Source organism: Stutzerimonas sp. (assembly GCF_982611455.1).
Map to the genome: position 1 here is coordinate 19,687 of NZ_CEXBBO010000009.1, position 19,408 is coordinate 39,094.

The 19,408-nt window shown below is 60.4% G+C and carries 14 protein-coding genes; 9 read left to right on the forward strand and 5 right to left on the reverse strand.

What is annotated here, in order from left to right; all coding sequences use genetic code 11:
* Positions 1-90 precede the first annotated feature (90 nt).
* Entirely contained in the window at positions 91-2,241 is a 2,151-nt protein-coding gene (gene glgX, locus AC2LD7_RS07670) for a glycogen debranching protein GlgX (protein WP_484597166.1), read from the forward strand.
* A gap of 239 nt (positions 2,242-2,480) precedes the next feature.
* Complete coding sequence (locus tag AC2LD7_RS07675; protein ID WP_484597167.1) at positions 2,481-3,338, forward strand: M23 family metallopeptidase; 858 nt, start codon at positions 2,481-2,483, stop codon at positions 3,336-3,338.
* 30 nt (positions 3,339-3,368) lie between these two features.
* Here AC2LD7_RS07675 and AC2LD7_RS07680 read toward each other — a convergent pair whose 3' ends face one another.
* Together AC2LD7_RS07680 and AC2LD7_RS07685 are read right to left on the reverse strand one after the other, a co-directional pair.
* Positions 3,369-3,650, reverse strand: coding sequence for a DUF2218 domain-containing protein (locus tag AC2LD7_RS07680; protein WP_484597168.1), 282 nt, complete (start codon positions 3,648-3,650; stop codon positions 3,369-3,371).
* A gap of 29 nt (positions 3,651-3,679) precedes the next feature.
* Positions 3,680-4,510 carry a DODA-type extradiol aromatic ring-opening family dioxygenase gene (locus AC2LD7_RS07685; protein WP_484597169.1) on the reverse strand — a complete coding sequence of 277 codons (831 nt, stop codon included), beginning with the start codon at positions 4,508-4,510 and terminating at the stop codon, positions 3,680-3,682.
* A 99-nt stretch (positions 4,511-4,609) separates the two neighbouring features.
* Between AC2LD7_RS07685 and AC2LD7_RS07690 the strand changes: the two genes are divergently transcribed.
* The 6 genes from AC2LD7_RS07690 (at position 4,610) to AC2LD7_RS07715 (ending at position 11,090) form a co-directional block, all read left to right on the forward strand.
* Positions 4,610-5,530 (forward strand): substrate binding domain-containing protein, encoded by a 921-nt coding sequence (locus tag AC2LD7_RS07690; protein WP_484597170.1) that lies wholly within the window; start codon positions 4,610-4,612, stop codon positions 5,528-5,530.
* Positions 5,531-5,839: 309 nt separating this feature from the next.
* The gene (locus AC2LD7_RS07695) at positions 5,840-7,105 is read left to right on the forward strand and encodes a zinc-dependent alcohol dehydrogenase (protein WP_484597171.1); all 1,266 of its coding nucleotides are present in this window, start codon (positions 5,840-5,842) and stop codon (positions 7,103-7,105) included.
* Between the two features lie 16 nt (positions 7,106-7,121).
* Positions 7,122-8,039 (forward strand): DUF72 domain-containing protein, encoded by a 918-nt coding sequence (locus AC2LD7_RS07700; RefSeq protein WP_484597172.1) that lies wholly within the window; start codon positions 7,122-7,124, stop codon positions 8,037-8,039.
* Positions 8,036-8,839 (forward strand): endonuclease/exonuclease/phosphatase family protein, encoded by an 804-nt coding sequence (locus AC2LD7_RS07705; protein WP_484597173.1) that lies wholly within the window; start codon positions 8,036-8,038, stop codon positions 8,837-8,839. Before AC2LD7_RS07700 ends, AC2LD7_RS07705 begins: the two co-directional genes overlap by 4 nt.
* Entirely contained in the window at positions 8,836-10,071 is a 1,236-nt protein-coding gene (gene clsB, locus AC2LD7_RS07710) for a cardiolipin synthase ClsB (protein ID WP_484597174.1), read from the forward strand. The genes AC2LD7_RS07705 and clsB overlap by 4 nt, the downstream gene beginning before the upstream one ends.
* The gene (locus AC2LD7_RS07715; RefSeq protein ID WP_484597175.1) at positions 10,068-11,090 is read left to right on the forward strand and encodes a lysylphosphatidylglycerol synthase domain-containing protein; all 1,023 of its coding nucleotides are present in this window, start codon (positions 10,068-10,070) and stop codon (positions 11,088-11,090) included. Before clsB ends, AC2LD7_RS07715 begins: the two co-directional genes overlap by 4 nt.
* A 95-nt stretch (positions 11,091-11,185) precedes the next feature.
* Here AC2LD7_RS07715 and glgB read toward each other — a convergent pair whose 3' ends face one another.
* The 3 genes from glgB to AC2LD7_RS07730 form a co-directional block, all read right to left on the reverse strand.
* The gene (gene glgB, locus AC2LD7_RS07720) at positions 11,186-13,402 is read right to left on the reverse strand and encodes a 1,4-alpha-glucan branching protein GlgB (protein ID WP_484597176.1); all 2,217 of its coding nucleotides are present in this window, start codon (positions 13,400-13,402) and stop codon (positions 11,186-11,188) included.
* Entirely contained in the window at positions 13,399-16,722 is a 3,324-nt protein-coding gene (gene treS, locus AC2LD7_RS07725) for a maltose alpha-D-glucosyltransferase (RefSeq protein WP_484597177.1), read from the reverse strand. The genes glgB and treS overlap by 4 nt, the downstream gene beginning before the upstream one ends.
* A gap of 152 nt (positions 16,723-16,874) precedes the next feature.
* The gene (locus AC2LD7_RS07730; protein WP_484597178.1) at positions 16,875-18,887 is read right to left on the reverse strand and encodes an alpha-1,4-glucan--maltose-1-phosphate maltosyltransferase; all 2,013 of its coding nucleotides are present in this window, start codon (positions 18,885-18,887) and stop codon (positions 16,875-16,877) included.
* A 355-nt stretch (positions 18,888-19,242) separates the two neighbouring features.
* On the opposite strand from AC2LD7_RS07730, the gene AC2LD7_RS07735 reads away from it, so the two are divergent.
* Positions 19,243-19,407, forward strand: coding sequence for a hypothetical protein (locus AC2LD7_RS07735; protein ID WP_484597179.1), 165 nt, complete (start codon positions 19,243-19,245; stop codon positions 19,405-19,407).
* The last annotated feature ends 1 nt before the right edge of the window (position 19,408 follow it).

Below are 19,408 nucleotides of genomic sequence, written 5' to 3' on the forward strand. Positions count from 1 at the left end.
CATCGTGGCCTTCCGGACCCAATGGCTCCGGAAGGCCGCGGCGTTCCATCGCCCTGCACAGCCTTATCAAGAGTTGCCATCGGAGATTTCATGAGTAGAAAAAAGCCTGCGGCGCCTCAGATTCTGACCCCGTCGCGTATCCGCGAAGGCCTGCCCTTCCCGCTCGGTGCCACTTGGGATGGATTGGGGGTCAATTTCGCGATTTTTTCCGCGAATGCCACCAAGGTTGAGCTGTGCCTGTTCGATACCGATGGCGAAACCGAGCTCGAGCGAATCGAGCTACCCGAATACACCGATGAGATCTGGCATGGCTACCTGCCCGATGCTCATCCGGGACAGATTTATGGTTACCGCGTTCATGGTCCGTATGAGCCCGACGCCGGTCATCGTTTCAATCCCAACAAACTGTTGATCGACCCCTACGCCAAGCAGCTGGTTGGCGAACTGAAATGGTCCGAGGCCCTGTTCGGTTACACCATCGGCCATGCCGACGCCGATCTCAGTTTCGACGAACGCGACAGTGCGCCTTTTGTGCCGAAATCCAAAATCATCGATCCGGCCTTCACTTGGGGCCATGACCGCCCGGTGCAGGTGCCCTGGGATCGCACCATCATTTACGAAACCCACGTGCGTGGTTTCACCATGCGGCACCCCTCGGTGCCAGAGGACATGCGCGGCACGTTCGGCGGCTTCAAAACGCCGGACGTCATCGACTACGTGCGCAAGCTGGGTGTGTCGTCGGTCGAGTTCCTGCCCATCCATGGCTTCGTCCAGGACCAGCATCTGCTGGAAAAAGGCATGAGCAATTATTGGGGCTATAACAGCATCGCCTTCTTCGCGCCGCATCCCAAGTACCTGGCCAGCGGCAAGATCAGCGAATTCAAGGAAATGGTCGCGCATCTGCACAACGCCGACCTCGAAGTCATTCTCGACGTGGTCTACAACCACACCGCCGAAGGCAACGAGCTGGGCCCGACCCTGTCCATGCGCGGCATCGACAACGCCTCGTACTACCGGCTCATGCCCGATGAGAAGCGCTACTACATCAACGATTCCGGGACCGGCAACACGCTGGACATGAGCCACCCGTGCGTCGTGCAGATGGTCACCGACTCGCTGCGCTACTGGGCGCAAGAGATGCACGTCGATGGCTTCCGCTTCGATCTCGCAACCATTCTTGGCCGCCAGCACGATGGTTACGACGAGCGCCACGGCTTCCTCGTCGCCTGTCGCCAGGACCCGGTATTGGCCAAGACCAAACTGATCGCCGAACCCTGGGACTGCGGTCCGGGTGGCTATCAGGTTGGAGGCTTCCCGCCCGGCTGGGCCGAGTGGAACGATCAATTTCGCGACACCGTGCGTGCCTTCTGGAAAGGCGACGACAACCAGCTCGCCGACTTCGCCAGTCGCCTCACCGGCTCGGGCGATCTGTTCAACCAACGCGGCCGCCGGCCGTTCAGCTCGGTCAACTTCGTTACTGCCCACGATGGGTTCACCTTGAAGGATCTGGTGTCCTATAACGACAAGCACAACGAAGACAACGACGAAGACAACCGCGACGGTAGCGACAACAACATCTCTTGGAACCACGGCGTCGAAGGACCGACCGACAATCCGGAAATCAACGAGCTGCGCTTCCGTCAGATGCGCAACTTCTTCGCCACGCTGCTGTTTTCTCAGGGCACGCCGATGATCGTCGCTGGAGACGAGTTCGCTCGTACCCAGCACGGCAACAACAACGCCTACTGCCAGGACAGCGAAATCGGTTGGGTCAATTGGGATATCCCCGAAGACAGCCGTACCTTGCAGTCTTTCGTGCGCAAGCTGATCCGCCTGCGCCAGCGGTATCCGATGCTGCGCCGTGGGCGTTTTCTGGTCGGCGCGTACAACGAAGAACTCGGGGTCAAGGACGTTACCTGGCTGGCGCCGCACGCTGAGGAAATGTCTGTCGAGCATTGGGAAGACGGCAACAATCGCTGCATGGGCATGCTGCTCGATGGCCGCGCTCAGGCAACCGGCATTCGCAGGGCCGGCTCCGATGCGACCTTGCTGATCGTCGTCAACGCCCATCACGACATCGTGAACTTCACGCTGCCGGAAGTGCCGCAGGGCATCTACTGGAATCGCCTGATCGACACCAACAACCCCAACGCCCGGGCCGAACGCTTCGAGTTCAACGATGAATACGCACTGACTGGTCGTTCATTGCTGTTGTTCGAGTTGATCAAAGAAGAGGAATAACGCCAACCGCGACGCGCCAAGTGATAACAGAGCCCCGATGTCGGGGCTCTGAGATATCTACAAGGTCACGCCCGACGGTGCATTCGGCGGTAACTCATCCATTCGGTGGTTCTCGACGTGCGGTAGTGAACCTCGCATTTCACCCTTAGTCCCAACCCCAGCGCGGCATTCTTGAACCCCGACGGATTCGTCCTGCCGGCCGCAGGCGGGTTGTCCTTTCCGTGACGGATCACACCCCTATGGCTTCAACCCGGCTGATCATTTCTCTCGCTCTGCTGATTCTCTGCTCCGCCACCGCACTGCCCTCGCTGGCCGGTGGCGCCATCACCAACGCGACGCTCCCGGCCGGCAAACCCGGAACCGTTCGGCTGTTCGTGAATCGCGTCGGTAGCGGCAAGGCAATGGACGTGCGCAACGATACGGACGTCCCGGTTGAAGTAATGCTGCGCCTGACGCATATGGTTAATGTCGCTGGCGTCGGCAAGGGTGTGATTCGCAAGACAGTGCCTGCACGTACCCGCATGCGCATCGCCACGTTGCGCAAACGCCAGTCCGGTTATCCGCTGATGTATCAGCAGTCGTTCAGCTATGCGCTTATCTATTCGCCGGAGCCGGGCAAGAAAGGGTCCGTCGGCGGGCATGCCTATGCGCTGCCGTGGAAAGGCGGTCCGTTCCATATTTCACAGGGCGCCGGCGGAGACTTCAGCCACAACTCGCCAAAGGGTCGCTACGCCGTGGATGTGGCAATGCCGGTGGGCACGCCGATCACCGCGGCACGCGCCGGCACGGTGCTCAAGATACGCAACGGTCAAGGAGGTCGCCTGCCCGACCCAGCCGGCAACTACGTGCGGATTCTCCATGATGACGGCACGCACAGCGCCTACTTGCACTTGAAGCGTGGGTCGGTACAGGTGAAAGCGGGGCAACAGGTCAAAGCCGGCACCCTGCTGGGCAAATCTGGGAGCACCGGACGCAGCACCGGACCGCATCTGCATTTCGTGGTGCAGAAACCCTACGGTGATTCTCTGGTGTCGATCCCCTTCCGCTTCTCCCAGCCGGTCAGTGCGCTGCCGAATTTCGCTCGCAACGAGCAATAGCCGCCAGCAATCGGACGGCTGCCGAAGCGGTCATCGCTGCCAGCCGAAGCTGAACGTCTCGTCCGACGCCATGCGTTGCAGGTGATCGGCAACCACGGTTTCCAGGCGCTCCAACTGCGCCTCGTCCTCGGCCTTGACTTCGGCGCGCAGGTTGCCCTCGCCCGCTTGCAGCAGACATTTTCCGGCACCCAGCGCGATGCTGCCCTGCTGGTCATCGAAGCTGACCTCGAACTTGTGGCTCCAATGTTTGCAGAGGCGACGGATGAGTCGGCTCGGGTTGGATGTGTCGATCTGTACGGTGGAGCTGAGCATGGTGATTCCTCGTTTCGTGGGCTGAACATTCAGCCGAACTGGTAAGCCGAGAGCGTCGTGTGCATGACGCGATCGGAGAAAATCTTGCGTCCCGGACTGGTCGCGCCGGCGCCCGCGGCAACCATCAGCGGAAGCAGATGTTCCTCGGCGCGCGGTGGATGGCAAAGCCGTGCCGCGGGCGCCTCGGCCCAATGTTGCAAGGCAGTTTCACGCTGCGCGGGCGGAGATTCCACGGCCTCGCTCAGCCAGCGATCGAACTGATCCGAGATCGGCGCGAATCGCGGATCGCCATAGCCACGCATATTGTGAAAGCTCATGCCGCTGCCCACGATCAACACGCCTTCGTCCCGCAGTGGCGCAATGGCACGGCCAATCTCCAGGTGCGTTTGGGCATTGAGATCGCTACGCAACGACAATTGCACCACTGGCACCTCCGCTTCGGGAAACATCAGTTTGAGCGGTATGAAGACACCGTGATCGTAGCCGCGCTGCTGGTCCTCGCCGGCTTCGATACCGGCCTGACCGAGCAATTCGACCAGACGTGCAGCCAGCAGCGGATCACCCGGTGCTGGGTAACGCAGCTCGTAGGTGTGCGCAGGGAAACCACCGTAATCGTAGATGAGCTCGGGGCTGGCGCTGGCGGTGACCTTGACCTGCTGCTCAAGCCAATGCCCGGACACCAGCACGATGGCGCGCGGGCGCCTTGGCAACGTCGCTGCGATGCCCTTGAGGAACGCCGCCATCTTGTCCCAGGCATCGATAGGGTTCCATTCCATGAAGAAGCATGGGCCGGCACCGTGCGGCACGAACAGCGCTGGCATCCGCACCCCGGCTATTGCACGTTCTCTATCACTGGTCATGGCTCGTCCTCGCTGGTGAGGCGACAGTATGGATTACACTCCGTTTAGCCTGAACAAGGCAAAACGCCTCAACAGTTTCAACTGAGAGTAGGAACTAAAATGCTCGACCGAATCACCGGTATGCGTGTATTCACCCGTGCCGCCAGCGCTGGCAGCCTCTCCGCTGCGGCGCGTCATCTCGGGCTTTCGCCTGCGATGGCAACCAAACATGTGGATGCGTTGGAGGCTCGGCTCGGCGTCAAACTGTTCCATCGCAGCACGCGACGGTTGACCCTGACCGCAGCCGGCAGCAGCTATCTGGAGGCCTGCCTGCGGATCTTGCCGGACATCGACGAGGCCGAAGCCAACGTCGCTTCGCAGCGGGTCGAAGCCTCGGGACTGCTGCGCATGAACGTGCCTCTGTCATTCGGCACCCGTTTCATTGCGCCGCTGATTCCTGGATTCAGCCGACGCCATCCCGAGGTCAGCATCGAACTGGGCCTGACCGACAGTCAGGTCGATCTGATCGGTGGCAGCTGGGATCTGGCCGTGCGCGTCGGACGCCTCGCCGACAGCCCACTGCAGGCCAGGCGACTCGTCGCCGAATGCCCGATGCTGGTCTGCGCGTCGCCTGGTTATCTGGCCGAACGGGGTATGCCTCGACGGGTCAACGAGCTCAGCGGGCACAATTGCATGGGCTATAGCCTGTCCAGCCTGGGTACGCGCGAATGGGCTTTCGGCCCGACCGGCGAAATCCGCGTTCCCGTCAGCGGCAACCTGGTCGCCAATAATGGCGCCGCGCTGGTAGCCGCCGCGGTGGGCGACCAGGGTGTGATCTATCAACCACAGTTCATCGTTGCCGCCGCCCTGGCGCGAGGCCAGCTGGTGGCGCTGCCGTTGGATCATCCACCGTTGAGGCTGGGCGGCATCCATGTGGTTTTCCCTGCGGACCGGCGGCCGCCAGCGAAGGTCCGGGCGATGATCGATTTTCTCGTCGAAGCTTTCGCCGGCGAGCTGCCTTGGGACTCACCGCTCAAGTAATCATTGCGACTCGCCTCCTCTTCCGACATGAGCCAGGCCCGCCGCACGAGCCTCCGACGCGTTCCGCAGGCACGCCCGCCCCTATGACCTGCTGAAAAAAAGATGAACCGTGAAAGCCGCGATCAGTCCGAATGAAGGTGCACCTGTTCAATGCAGCGTGCTGATGGATTGCCGCGCCGCGCGAGGCTGGCTGCGATCCTAAGGAACGCCCGGTCGGCCCCTGATGGGCTGACCGACTCTCAGGACGTCACCCACCCATTCTTTGCCGAGGAAGCCCGCCAGGCTTGATCGGTGCGTTACGGAGTAGCCATGAAAGCAGTCGTTTATCACGGTGTCGGCGATATCCGCCTCGAGGATGTAGCCGACCCGCGCATCGAAGCCCCTACCGACGCGATTGTGCGCATCACCGCCTCGGCCATCTGCGGAACAGACCTGCACTTCGTTCGCGGCACCTTCAGCGGCATGAAGCCAGGAACCATTCTTGGTCACGAAGCCGTGGGTATCGTCGAAGAGCTCGGCGACGACCTACGCAACCTTCAGATTGGCGACCGAGTGGTGATCCCTTCGACGATTGCCTGCGGCAACTGCTCTTATTGCCGCTCCGGCTATTTTGCTCAATGCGACGTGGCCAACCCCAATGGCAAGGAAGCAGGCACTGCGTTTTATGGCGGTCCGTCGGCAACCGGCCCGTTTCATGGCTTGCAGGCGGAGAAAGCCCGTATCCCGTTTGCCAATATTGGCTTGGTGAAGTTGCCGCCCGAGATCAGTGATGATCAGGCGATCCTGCTTTCAGACATTTTTCCGACCGGCTATTTCGGTGCCGAGATGGCCGAAATCAAATCTGGCGATACCGTCGCGGTATTCGGCTGCGGGCCGGTCGGCCAGTTCGCCATCGCCAGCGCCAAGTTGTTGGGCGCCGGCCGCGTCTTCGCCATCGACCAGTACGACGACCGCCTGCGCATGGCCCGGCATCAGGGCGCGGAGGTGATCGACTTCAACCGCGAGGATCCGGTAGAGACGTTAAAGCGCCTTACCTCCGGTATCGGAGTCGATCGTGCAATCGATGCGGTCGGCGTCGATGCCGAGCACGGTTGCTGCGGCGGCAAACCAGCCGATGGCGCACAAACGAACCAGGCTGGGCAATGGCAACCAGGCGATGCGCCTTCGCAAGCGTTGGAATGGGCTGTGCAGAGCCTGGCAAAGGCCGGCACGCTATCGATCATCGGCGTGTATCCGCCGGATGCCATGACCTTCCCCATCGGCATGGCGATGAACAAGAACATCACTATGAACATGGGCAACTGCCATCACCGTAAATACATTCCACGCCTGATCGAGATGATTCAGGCGCGGCGCATCGATCCGGCGAAAATCCTCACCCAGGTCAAGCCGATGACCGACGTGATAGCCGCCTTCGAGGCATTCGATCGGCGCGAAAGTGGCTGGATCAAGGTGGAGCTGCAACCACAACGCAGCAGCCCGGCCGGGCCCGGCTCGGAGGAAAACGTGGTCGACCAGGCGATCGCTGATACCTTTCCGGCCAGCGATCCGACCAGCATGCAGAACCCGCGGTAGCAAACAGGAGCAGGCGATGGCAGCCATCCATATCGGAATTTCAGGCTGGCGCTACGCACCCTGGCGAGGCGACTTCTATCCCAAGGGACTTACCCAGAAGAACGAGTTGAAATTCGCCTCACGTGCCGTAAGCAGCATCGAGATCAACGGCTCGTTCTACGCGTTGCAACGTCCCGAGCTGTATGCCGGCTGGTACGACGAAACCCCCAAAGGCTTCGTTTTCAGCGTCAAGGCGCCGCGTTACATCACGCATATTCTGCGTTTGCGGGACGTAGAAAAACCCATCGCCAACTTTCTCGCATCCGGTGTTCTTGCGCTCAAAGACAAGCTCGGACCCATGCTTTGGCAATTTCCGCCGTCCTTCAAATTCGATCCCGAACAGTTCGAAACCTTCCTGAAATTGCTGCCTCATGACACCGAGGCCGCGCTGGAATCGGCAAAAGGCTGTGAGGCGCGCATGGAGGGCCGCAGCTATCTGCAGATCGACCAAAAGCGCCGGCTGAGGCATGCGGTGGAAATTCGCAACGATAGCTTCGTCGATCCCGCGTTCGTCGCATTGCTGCGCAAATACAAGGTCGCGCTAGTGGTTGCCGATACCGCCGGCAAGTGGCCCTACCGCGAAGACCTCACCAGCGACTTCGTCTACATCCGTCTGCATGGCGCCGAAGAGCTCTATACCAGCGGTTACAGCGACGAGGCGTTGGATAACTGGTGTCGGCGCATCAGGCTGTGGAGCGAAGGCCAGCAGCCTGATGACGCCCAGCTCATCACCTCCGACGAGCCGCCAACGCGAAAGGCGCGCGAGGTGTACTGCTATTTCGATAACGATGTGAAGGTCCGGGCACCATACGATGCGCGACAGCTGTTGCGCCGGCTCGGGCTGGAGGAAGACCTGGAAACCACTCCGGGCCACCTGGAAGGAGCATTGGCTTGAATCTGGACAAGAATCACCCGCTCGACAGCAGCGACCTGGACGCGCACATGTCCACGGCGGTCAGCTCGATCCGCTTGCTGACCGTCAATACCCACAAGGGCTTCACCGCATTGAATCGGCGATTCATCCTGCCGGAGCTACGCGAGGCGGTCAGAGCGGTATCGGCCGATATCGTGTTTCTACAGGAAGTGTTGGGAACCCATGAGAAGCACGCCCTGCGCTTTCACGACTGGCCGAAAATGTCGCAGTACGAATTTCTCGCCGACAGCATCTGGACCGACTTCGCCTATGGCCGCAACGCGGTCTACCCGGACGGCGACCACGGTAACGCCCTACTCTCGAAATTCCCGATCACGCGCTACGAAAACCTCGACGTCTCCATCGCCGGTCCGGAGCGTCGCGGCTTGCTGCACAGCGTGTTGCAGGTGCCCGGGCACGATGAGTTTCATGCCATCTGCGTACATCTTGGCCTGCGTGAATCGCATCGGCAGCAGCAACTCGAACTGCTCTGCCAGCTGCTCGACTCGCTACCCAAAGGCGCGCCGGTGGTGGTCGCCGGCGATTTCAACGACTGGCGGCTGAAAGCTGCCCAGACCCTGGATCGCTGCGCCGGCATGCATGAGGTTTTCGCCGTGTCGCAGGGCAAGGTGGCCAAGACCTTTCCGGCGCGCTGGCCACTGCTGCGCCTGGACCGCATTTATGTTCGAAATGCCACGAGCCATAAAGCGCGAATCCTCGGTAACAAACCCTGGACGCACTTGTCCGATCATCTGCCCTTGGCGGTGGAGATACACCTATGAATTTTCACTGGAGAGACGGGAATCGTCTTCAGTTGCTGGAAAACGGAGAGGAGTTTTTCCCCGCCGTGTTCGAGGCCATTGCGGCCGCACAAAAGGAAGTCCTGCTGGAAACCTTCATCTTCTTCAAGGACAAGGTTGGCGAACAGCTTCAGCAGGTGTTGATCGCCGCAGCCGAACGTGGCGTCAGCGTCGACGTCACGGTGGACGGTTATGGATCGGCTGACCTCAACGGCGAATTCGCCGCTGCGATGACCCGCGCTGGGGTGCGCATTCACATGTTCGACCCCGGTAAGCGCCTGCTCGGCAAGCGCGTCAACGTGTTCCGCCGCATGCACCGCAAGATCGTGGTCACGGACGGCGATCTTGCCTTCATCGGCGGAATCAACTTTTCTGCCGATCACCTGGGCGACTACGGGCCGGCTGCCAAGCAGGACTATGCCCTGCGGGTCGAAGGACCGGTGGTGCACGACATTCACCGCTTCGCCCTTAATAATATTGCTCCCGCCCAGGCCGGACGACGTTGGTGGCACCGCCGGGTACATACCCAGAGCAATGGCTTCGTCGGCGTCAGCCGCGGGGAAGCCCGTTCCCTTTTCGTCACCCGTGACAACCACAACCACCGCAAAGACATCGAGCAACATTATCTCCAGGCGATACGTGATGCGCGCTCGCGGCTGCTGATTGCCAATGCGTACTTCTTCCCTGGTTATCGCGTGCTACGGGAAATCCGCAACGCAGCGCGACGCGGCGTGCGGGTTCGGCTGATTCTGCAGGGCCAACCCGACATGCCGATCGCCAAGTTCGGCGCACGAATGCTCTACAACTACCTGATGAGCGACGGGGTCGAGATCCACGAGTACTGCCGCAGGCCGCTGCATGGAAAGGTCGCGCTGGCAGACTATGAATGGTCGACCGTCGGCTCGAGCAATCTCGATCCGCTCAGCCTCTCGCTGAACCTCGAGGCGAACCTGATCATCCGCGATCACAACTTCAACCGTCAGTTGCACGAAAAACTCGACCGGCTGCTGCAGGAAGACTGCCGCCGCATTCCGCTTGAGCGAATCATTCGCGGTTATTGGTGGCGCGCGCCATTGGCGTTTTTGATCTTCCATTTTCTGCGTCATTTTCCACAGATGGTGGGCTTGTTCCCCGCTCACAATCCCAAGCTGCAGCTGCTCGATCCCGAGCCTTTGCAGCCCAACCCAGCCCCTCTGCAGCGAGATCATCGATGACCCGGCAATCCAAAGACGATGAGCCGCGCAGCGGCTGGCGACGGCGCTGGCCGTTGATCAAGAAGATTCTCACTTATGTCTTCTTCATTCTGGTGGCTGGGCTGCTGATCGGCCTCGCGCGCAACGTCGACTGGGGCGAGGTTTACAAGACTCTGCGCAACTACAGCGCCAAGACGTTGTGGATGGCCGGAGCGGCGGCGTTCGCCAGCTATGCCGTGTATTGCTTCTTCGATGTGCTCGGCAAACGCTACGCGCAGCACAACCTGCCGATTCGGCAAATCCTTCCGGTAACCTTCGTCTGCTATGCCTTCAACCTCAACCTGAGTGCCTGGGTCGGCGGCATCGCGCTGCGCTATCGCCTCTATTCACGGCTCGGCTTGCGGGCATCGCAGATCACCCGCGTGTTCACCCTGAGCTTACTGACCAACTGGCTCGGTTATATCTGGCTAGCCGGCCTGATCTTTTCCATGGGCTGGATCACCCCGCCGGATGACTGGGAGATTGGCCATACGGCTCTGCGCTTGCTGGGCGGTGGCCTGCTGGTGGTGACGGTGATCTATCTCTGGGCGTGCGGCTTCTCCAAACGCCGCCAATGGACGATACGCAGCCATGAAGTTCATCTGCCATCGCTGCGCCTCGCAGTGCTGCAGTTGCTATTGGGCGCCGCCAACTGGTCGCTGATGGCGCTGGTGGTCTATTACATGCTGTCGCAGAAGGCGCCTTACCCCGAGGTGCTGGGCATCCTCATGATCAGCAGCATTGCCGGCGTGATTACACATATCCCGGCGGGTCTGGGCGTGATCGAGGCGGTTTTTGTAGCAATGCTGGCGGGTAATCTCAGCAAGGGAGCGATTGTGGCGGGGCTTATCGGCTACCGGGTGGTGTATTTTCTGGTGCCGCTGCTGTTCGCCACCATTGTTTATGTCGTGCTCGAAGCACGGGCGAAGAAGCTGCGTTCCAGCAATGAGGCTCAACCCACCGAAACGCAGCCGAAAGAGCATCCGCCTACCGCGGCGTGAAACCCTCCACGCGGGTGACGGAAGCATAAAAAAGCCGGGACGATTTAATCGCCCCGGTTTTTTCATTATTGGCGCCGTTACCGAGGCGCCGCGATCTATACCTGCGGTCGCAGAATAATGACGCCAAGCGGTGGCAGCGTCAGCGACAGAGAAACCTCCTGCCCGTGCGCTGGCACCTGCTCGGCCAACATTCCGCCGCCGTTGCCAACGTTGGAACCGCCGTAGCACTCGGCATCGCTGTTGAAGATCTCCAGCCAGCGGCTATCCATCGGCACGCCGATGCGATAGCCCTCGCGCACCACCGGGGTAAGGTTGCCCACCACCAGCAGCGGATGGCCAGTCGAACTCTTGCGCAACCAGGCGAACACGCTGTTGCTGCGATCGTCGCCGATCAGCCACTGGAAGCCCTGCGGGTCAGTATCCAGTTCGTGCAATGCCGGCTCCTGGCTATAAAGCCGATTGAGATCACGGACCAGGTTCTGCGCACCGCGATGGTCAGGTTCTTCCAACAGGTGCCAGTCCAGCTCGCGGTCGTGGCTCCATTCGCGCCATTGGCCGAACTCGCAGCCCATGAACAGCAGCTTCTTGCCCGGGTGCGTCCACATGAACGACAGATAAGCGCGCAGATTGGCGAATTTCTGCCAACGGTCACCGGGCATCTTGTCTATCAACGAGCCTTTGCCATGCACCACTTCGTCGTGGGAGATCGGCAACACGAAATGCTCCGAGTAGGCGTAGACCATGCTGAAGGTCATCTGGTCGTGGTGGTACTGCCGGTTGACCGGGTCTTCCTGTATGTATTTCAGGCTGTCGTGCATCCAGCCCATGTTCCACTTATAGGCAAAGCCCAGCCCGTCCTCCGAAGTCGGTTTACTGACCCCTGGAAATGCCGTGGACTCTTCGGCAATGACCAGGGCGCCGGGTGTTTCGGTCGCCACCACGTCGTTGAGATGACGCAGAAAGTCGATCGCCTCGAGGTTTTCCCGCCCGCCGTGGCGGTTGGGTATCCACTCCCCCTCTTCCCGCGAATAGTCGCGATAGAGCATCGAGGCCACCGCATCGACACGCAACGCGTCGACATGGAATTCACGTAGCCAATGCAACGCCGAAGCGAGCATGAAGCCGTGCACTTCGGTGCGGCCGAGGTTGTAGATATAGGTGTCCCAGTCCTGGTGGAAGCCCTCGAAGGGGTGTGCATACTCGTACAGTGCGGTGCCATCGAATTCACCCAGGCCGTGGGCGTCGGTGGGAAAGTGCGCCGGCACCCAGTCGAGAATCACACCAATGCCGGCGTTGTGGCAGGCATCGACGAAGGCGGCGAAGTCATGCGCGTTGCCATAGCGCGCACTGGGCGCGAACTGCGACAGCAACTGATAACCCCAGGAGCCACCGAAGGGGTGCTCCATGATCGGCATCAGCTCGATGTGGGTGAAGCCCATGTCCACGACATAAGGGATCAGGCGTTCGGCCAGCTCGTGCCAGTCATATAAACGGCCGTTATCGCCTCCGTCCCGACGCCAGGAGCCCGCATGCAGCTCATAGATGGTCATCGGCGCGTTGTACGACTGCCGTGCGGCCCGCTGTTGCAGCCAGGCTTCGTCGTTCCACTGGTATTCCAGAGGATGTGAAATCACCGACGCGGTTCCCGGCGGATGCTCGGTTGCAAGCGCGATAGGATCGGCTTTGAGCGGCAACACGCCGTTAGGCCCGAGAATTTCGTATTTGTACTTGTCGCCGGGTTGCAGCCGCGGGATGAAAATTTCCCAGACACCCGAGGGTATGCGCAGACGCATCGGATGCCGGCGTCCATCCCAATCATTGAAGCTGCCGACCACCGATACCCGGCGTGCGTTGGGCGCCCAGACGGCGAAACGCACGCCCTGCACGCCGTCGACTTCCATGGGTTGCGCACCGAACACGCGGCCGATCTGCCGATGGTTGCCCTCGGAGAAGAGGTACATGTCCATCTCACCGAGCTGCGGCCCGAAACTGAACGGGTCTTCGGTGATCTGCTCACCTCCAGCCCAGCGAATCTTCAGCAGATAGGGCTGCGGATGGGTCAGCCGGGCGAAGTAGAAGCCAGGCACCTGACCCTGCTCCATCGCGGCCAACGTACGGCCGCTGGTACGTTCCAGCACTTCGACGCCTAGTGCATTAGGCAGATAGGCGCGTATTACCAGGCCATCACCGTCAGGGTGCGGCCCGAGAATCGAGAACGGATCACCATGCTCGGCACGCACCAGCGCGTCCACATGAGCGTCGCTGGGTAGCAGGGTTTCACCGGGCATGGTCACGGCCGGACGATCATTCATAGGGAACCTCCATCGGAAATCTGTTGTGCCAGCGTCGCCAGCCCCTGGAGTGGGACGGACAGCCAGGCCGGGCGGTTCTCTGCCTCATAGGCCACCTCATATGCCGTCTTTTCCAGGCTGAACAATGCCAGCGCGGCATCGGCCCCGGCGGCATCCTTCCAGACGTGCGGCATATCTGCGGTGGCTTCACGATAGGCTTCGAGAAACACGCCGCGCGCGCTCTGCTGGTAAGTCTCGGATATGTTTTGTCGGGCCAGATCCGCCGTTTCGGAACTGTCGCTGATTTGTGCGTTGCGCCTGGTCATTGCGGTCGCATATTCAAAGGACCGCAGTACGCCGGCGACATCCTTGAACGGGCTCAGCTTGCTCCGACGCTCCTCCAACGAGCGCGCCGGCTCGCCTTCGAAGTCGATGAAGTAAGCATCGCCCTGGGCCACCAGCACCTGACCGAGGTGAAGGTCGCCATGCACGCGCGTGCGCAGGCCACCAAGCGTTTTGTCAGCCAGCCGCTTGACCTCGGCTGTCAGCTGCTTGCGTTGGCCGAGCAATTGGTCAACCTGGGCAGTTGCCTTGCGATCCAGGTCGCCTCGGTGGGTCTGTAGCAAATCCAGGGCTCGCTCCACCTGAGCGGATACGGCTTTGGTCCACTCCTTGGCATCGGCCTGCTTGGTCGTTTCGCTGGCGAAGGCCTGGTTGTCGGTTTTTGCCGCGAGGGTCATGTGCATCTCACCCAGCCGCTGGCCAAGCAGGCGATTGAAGGCCTCCAGCTCTTCAAGCGCGCTGAACTGGTTTTCATGCAACGAGACACCGCCAGCGATCTGGTCGCGCACGGCGCGATCGAGCGTATTGAGCGTCCATTCCCAGGCATCGCCCTGGTTGTCCAGATAGCGCTGCACGACCATCAGCGCATAGGGCTCACCCCGTTTGTCGATACGGCTGACCTGTCCGAGCATCGCCGAAATATGGGTGAAGCCCTGTTCGGTGAGAAAGCTGCCCATCTCCAACTCCGGGTGCATGCCTGCCGAGACGCGGCGCAGCACCTTGATCATCATGCTGCCACCCACGATTGCCGAGCTGTTGGACTGCTCGGCCGTGAGGTAGCGAACCTCGGCATCAGACGGCAGCTCGATTTCGGCCAGCTGCGCCATCGGCTGGAAGCGAATCTCGCCGTCACCGCATGGCAGCACCTGCTCTTCACGCAAGCCCTGGATCACACCCAACACGAATTGGTTGAGCGCAAAGGCGTCGGTCAACAGGCCTACCTGCGGCCCACGGCGCACCCGCGCCATCGCCAGTTGCTGCGGCAAGGCGATATCGAAATCATCCTCATCGAGGAAGCCCAACGGCAGCTGATATAGATCGGTGCGGCCAGCGGCCTCGACGGCAATCTCACTCAGCAATACAGGTCGCTGCGGGTTGCCGAACGGCACGCTGTAGCAGATTTTGATCGAGTCGATGGCCGCATCCTTGCTGGCGAACCAGCGCCGCTTCGGCAGGTATGCCGGCAGCGACTCGGTTTCCAGGATGCGCTTGTTGACCGCATTGAGCGTATCCAGACGTTTGAGCACGAGGGTCTGAAAGTCGGGCATGGTTTCCACCGGCTCCTGGTGCCAGCTGGGCATCTGATGGCTGGTCGCGAGCTGAAACCAGTAGAAGCCGTAAGGTGGCAATGTCAGCAGATACGGCAACTGGCCGATCGGCGGGAAGGCACTGCCACCGACCATTTCCACCGGCACCATGCCGGCGTAGTGCGACAGTTCCAGTTCTGCGGCCTGAGCCGAGCGCGACACGTTGGCCACGCAGAAGATGACCTCGGTATCACCGCTGGGTGCGGTGAATTCGCGCAAATACGCCAGGATCCGCCGGTTGCTCGGTGCGAGCATTTTCAGCGTGCCACGCCCAAATGCCTTGAACTGCTTGCGGATCGAGAGCAGACGCCGCGTCCAGTTCAGCAACGAGTGAGGATCGCGCTGCTGCGCCTCGACGTTGATCGCCTGGTAGCCGTACAGCGGGTCCATGATCGGCGGCAGGACCAGGCTCGGCGGGTCGGCGCGGGAGAAACCACCGTTGCGGTCCACCGACCATTGCATTGGCGTGCGTACACCATCGCGGTCGCCGAGGAAAATGTTGTCGCCCATGCCGATCTCGTCGCCGTAATAAATCACCGGCGTACCGGGCATCGACAACAACAGGCTGTTGAGCAACTCGATGCGCCGCCGATCCCGCTCGAGCAGCGGCGCCAGGCGTCGACGAATGCCGAGATTGATCCGTGCGCGCTTGTCCGAGGCGTAGTAGTTCCAGAGATAGTCGCGCTCCTTGTCGGTCACCATTTCCAGCGTCAGCTCGTCATGGTTGCGCAGGAAGATCGCCCATTGGCAGTTCTCCGGAATATCCGGGGTCTGACGCAAAATATCGGTGATCGGGAAGCGATCTTCCTGAGCCAGCGCCATATACATGCGTGGCATCAGCGGGAAATGGAACGCCATGTGGCATTCGTCACCCGGCCCGCCATCCTCGCCGCCGAAATACAACTGGGTGTCTTCCGGCCATTGATTGGCTTCCGCCAGCAGCATGCGGTCGGGGTAATTGGCGTCGATCTCGGCACGGATCTGCTTGAGCACCACGTGGGTCTCCGGCAGGTTCTCGTTGTTGGTGCCGTCACGTTCGACCAGATAAGGAATGGCATCCAGCCGCAACCCGTCGATTCCTAGATCGAGCCAGTACCGCATGACGCTGAGTACCGCCTTCATCACCTGCGGATTGTCGAAATTGAGATCCGGCTGGTGCGAATAGAAGCGGTGCCAGAAGTACTGCTGGGCGACCGGGTCCCAGGTCCAGTTCGACACTTCGGTATCGAGGAAGATGATCCGCGTACCGTCGTATTTGTCATCCGTGTCGGACCAGACATAGAAATCGCGGGCTGCCGAGCCTTTCTTCGCCTTGCGCGCGCGCTGAAACCACGAATGCTGGTCCGAGGTGTGGTTGATGACCAGCTCGGTAATCACTCGAAGACCCCGTTTATGCGCCTCGGCAATGAAGCGCTTGGCATCGGCCATGGTGCCGTAGTCGGGATGCACGCCGCGGTACTCGGCGATGTCGTAACCGTCATCGCGCCGTGGCGAGGGATAGAACGGCAGCAACCAGACGGTATTGACGCCCAGGTCGGCGATGTAATCGAGCTTGTCGATCAGCCCCTGGAAGTCTCCAACGCCGTCATTATTCGAGTCGTAAAAGGATTTGAGATGGACCTGATAGACCACTGCATCCTTGTACCAAAGAGGGTCCTTGATAAAGGCGGCTGGTTTGCGCGCTTTAGCCATATTCTCGTTCCTTTTGTGGCATCCAGACCCGACACATCAAGATGTCTGACGGAGGTTTCCAAAGTGATTCCAGCAAATTACTTATCTAGAATATTTATTCACTATTGCTCGTAAGCCATTGATACGTAATATTACGAAAGCCTATCTAGAATCTACTTTAAGTCTGGATCGACGGCGTCAGCGGTGAATCGCCAGATGCCGAAAGGCTGGTGCCATGGCTCGATTCGCATCCATTGGGTCTTGCCGTACCACGTCCAGCGATGCCCATTCATGAGGTCTTCGCCGCGCGTCTCGGCGTGGTCGGGCAGGCCGAGCTCCCACAGCGGTAACTCGAAATACGCTTCTTGGGCGTTGTGTGGATCAAGGCTGATCGCGACCAGAATGAAGTTGGAGCGGTCCGGCGTGCGCTTGCCGAAGAAGAGAATGTTGTCGTTGTAGGCCGTGTAGGCCTTGAAGCCGAGATGCGTCTGCAGGGCTGGGTTTTGCCTGCGGATGCGGTTGAGCTGGGCGATCTCGGCGATGATGTTGCCCGGCGCGTGGTAGTCGCGTGGACGAATCTCGTATTTCTCCGAGTCCAGGTATTCCTCTTTGCCGGGAATCGCCGCGGACTCGCACAGCTCGAAGCCGGAATACATGCCCCAAAGTCCTGAGCCCATGGTCGCCAGCGCGGCACGGATCAGGAAACCCGGGCGGCCGGAGTCATGCAGGAAGAACGGGTTGATATCGGGTGTATTGACGAAGAAGTTCGGCCGGTAGCAATCGCGCAACGGCGGTTGATTGAGTTCGGTGAGGTATTCGCTCAGTTCCGCCTTGTTGTTGCGCCAGGTGAAGTAGGTGTAGCTCTGGTTGAAACCGACCTTACCCAGGCGCGCCATCATTGCTGGCCGGGTGAAGGCCTCGGAAAGGAACATCACGTCCGGGTCGCGCTCACGAATATCGGCGATCATCCATTCCCAAAACGGCAATGGCTTGGTATGCGGGTTGTCGACGCGGAAGATCTTCACGCCCTGCTCGACCCAATGCCAGACCACATCGCGCAGCGCGATCCACAGATCGGGCATGGCGTCTTCGGCGTAGAAGTCGACGTTGACGATGTCCTGATATTTCTTCGGCGGGTTCTCCGCATAGCGGATGGTCCCGTCAGGGCGCCAGGAGAACCAGCCTGGATGCTCTTTCAGCCAGGGGTGATCCTGGGAGCACTGAATGGCGAAATCGAGGGCGATCTCCAGTCCGTGCTCGCGAGCCGCGGCGACTAGATCGCGAAAATCTTGCATCGAACCTAGTTGCGGGTGCACCGCATCGTGACCGCCTTCCTCGCTACCGATTGCATAAGGGCTGCCCGGATCGTTGGGGCCGGCATTCAACGTATTGTTGGGGCCTTTACGGTGCTGGCGACCGATGGGATGAATGGGCGTGAAATACAGCACATCGAAGCCCATGTCGCGGATCGACGGCAGACGCTTATGCACGTCGCGGAAAGTGCCGTGGCGGTTCGGATCGTCGGTTTCAGAGCGTGGAAACAGCTCGTACCAGCTGGCGAACTGCGCCAATGGCCGCTCGACTTCGAGGGGGAAGACTTCGCTCTGACTGCAGTGCTCACGCGGGTCGGCATCAGCCATGGCGGCGGCGGTTTCGTTAGCGAGCATCACCGAGACGCGTTCGTCGTCAAGATGCGCCATGCTCAAGCGATGCAGCAGGTCATCGAGAATCGCCTTGGTTTCTCCGTGCGCACGCTGGCTGGCCCGCTCCAGCAGCAAGCGCCCTTCCTCCAGTTCAAGCTGAACCGGAACCCCGGCGGCATGCTTCTTCGATAGTTCGTAACGATAGGTCTCGTAAATGTCCCACCAGGCTTCGATCATGAATTCGTGGGACGCCACCTGTGTCGGTGTGAACTGGCCCTCCCAGCTGTCGTTGCCGAGCAGCTTGAGACGGGCGCGGCGCCAGGCGCTTTCGTCCTTGGTACGCCAGCAGATCACTGCCGCGAGCTGATCGTGACCGTCGGCGAAGAGCTTGCTGGTGACGCTCACCGGATGGCCGATGATGGCCTTGGCAGCGAATCGACCACCCTCGAGAACCGGCTCGGTCGCCTCGATGGCAATACGTGGCATCTGCAAGGCTTGCTCAAGTCGGGGGTGGATCGTTGCATGGGGCTGTGCATCGTTCATCGAACGGGCTCCTGAGGCCTAAATCGTTGCGATACAGCAAATCCATCCGCTTCGGGATCAGGGTATCGAACGGTCTGGATTTACCGGTGGGAAAACCCGCCATGCGGGCTTTCACGGGCTCTGTTCTTCCGAACCAAAGGAGGCCTTAAAAGTTCAGCAGAACAGACCGCCCGCACGGCGCCCGATAGCTTCGCTCTGGTGCTGGACTTACCTTGGGGGGCGAAGCTCTTGTCTCGATCTGGTTGGAGGGCGGGTTTTCGCTCGAGCAATGCAATGCAACACATCCCGATGCGCTTGCACCCGGGCTGCGATGAGCTATTCCTGACGATAAGTATTCCGACTGATGGAGATTGCCATGACGCCGCATGCCCGCCCCGATGTGCCCCAGCCCGATCCCGTCGTGCACGACAAGCCTGGTGATCTCGTACAGGTGCCCTGCCCCGACGATCTCGACGTTTACAAACCCGGAACGCCGTACGGCGGCCAAACAGTAGCCGACGAGGAACCGGAGCCGACCTGAG

Excerpts from the sequence above, each read along its gene's own strand:
- AC2LD7_RS07700 (WP_484597172.1), top strand. The coding sequence starts at position 7,122 with ATGGCAGCCATCCATATCGGAATTTCAGGCTGGCGCTACGCACCCTGG.
- treS (WP_484597177.1), bottom strand. The coding sequence starts at position 16,722 with ATGGCTAAAGCGCGCAAACCAGCCGCCTTTATCAAGGACCCTCTTTGG.
- glgX (WP_484597166.1), top strand. The coding sequence starts at position 91 with ATGAGTAGAAAAAAGCCTGCGGCGCCTCAGATTCTGACCCCGTCGCGT.
- AC2LD7_RS07695 (WP_484597171.1), top strand. The coding sequence starts at position 5,840 with ATGAAAGCAGTCGTTTATCACGGTGTCGGCGATATCCGCCTCGAGGAT.
- clsB (WP_484597174.1), top strand. The coding sequence starts at position 8,836 with ATGAATTTTCACTGGAGAGACGGGAATCGTCTTCAGTTGCTGGAAAAC.
- AC2LD7_RS07735 (WP_484597179.1), top strand. The coding sequence starts at position 19,243 with ATGACGCCGCATGCCCGCCCCGATGTGCCCCAGCCCGATCCCGTCGTG.
- AC2LD7_RS07730 (WP_484597178.1), bottom strand. The coding sequence starts at position 18,887 with ATGAACGATGCACAGCCCCATGCAACGATCCACCCCCGACTTGAGCAA.
- AC2LD7_RS07680 (WP_484597168.1), bottom strand. The coding sequence starts at position 3,650 with ATGCTCAGCTCCACCGTACAGATCGACACATCCAACCCGAGCCGACTC.
- AC2LD7_RS07690 (WP_484597170.1), top strand. The coding sequence starts at position 4,610 with ATGCTCGACCGAATCACCGGTATGCGTGTATTCACCCGTGCCGCCAGC.
- AC2LD7_RS07715 (WP_484597175.1), top strand. The coding sequence starts at position 10,068 with ATGACCCGGCAATCCAAAGACGATGAGCCGCGCAGCGGCTGGCGACGG.
- AC2LD7_RS07685 (WP_484597169.1), bottom strand. The coding sequence starts at position 4,510 with ATGACCAGTGATAGAGAACGTGCAATAGCCGGGGTGCGGATGCCAGCG.
- glgB (WP_484597176.1), bottom strand. The coding sequence starts at position 13,402 with ATGAATGATCGTCCGGCCGTGACCATGCCCGGTGAAACCCTGCTACCC.
- AC2LD7_RS07675 (WP_484597167.1), top strand. The coding sequence starts at position 2,481 with ATGGCTTCAACCCGGCTGATCATTTCTCTCGCTCTGCTGATTCTCTGC.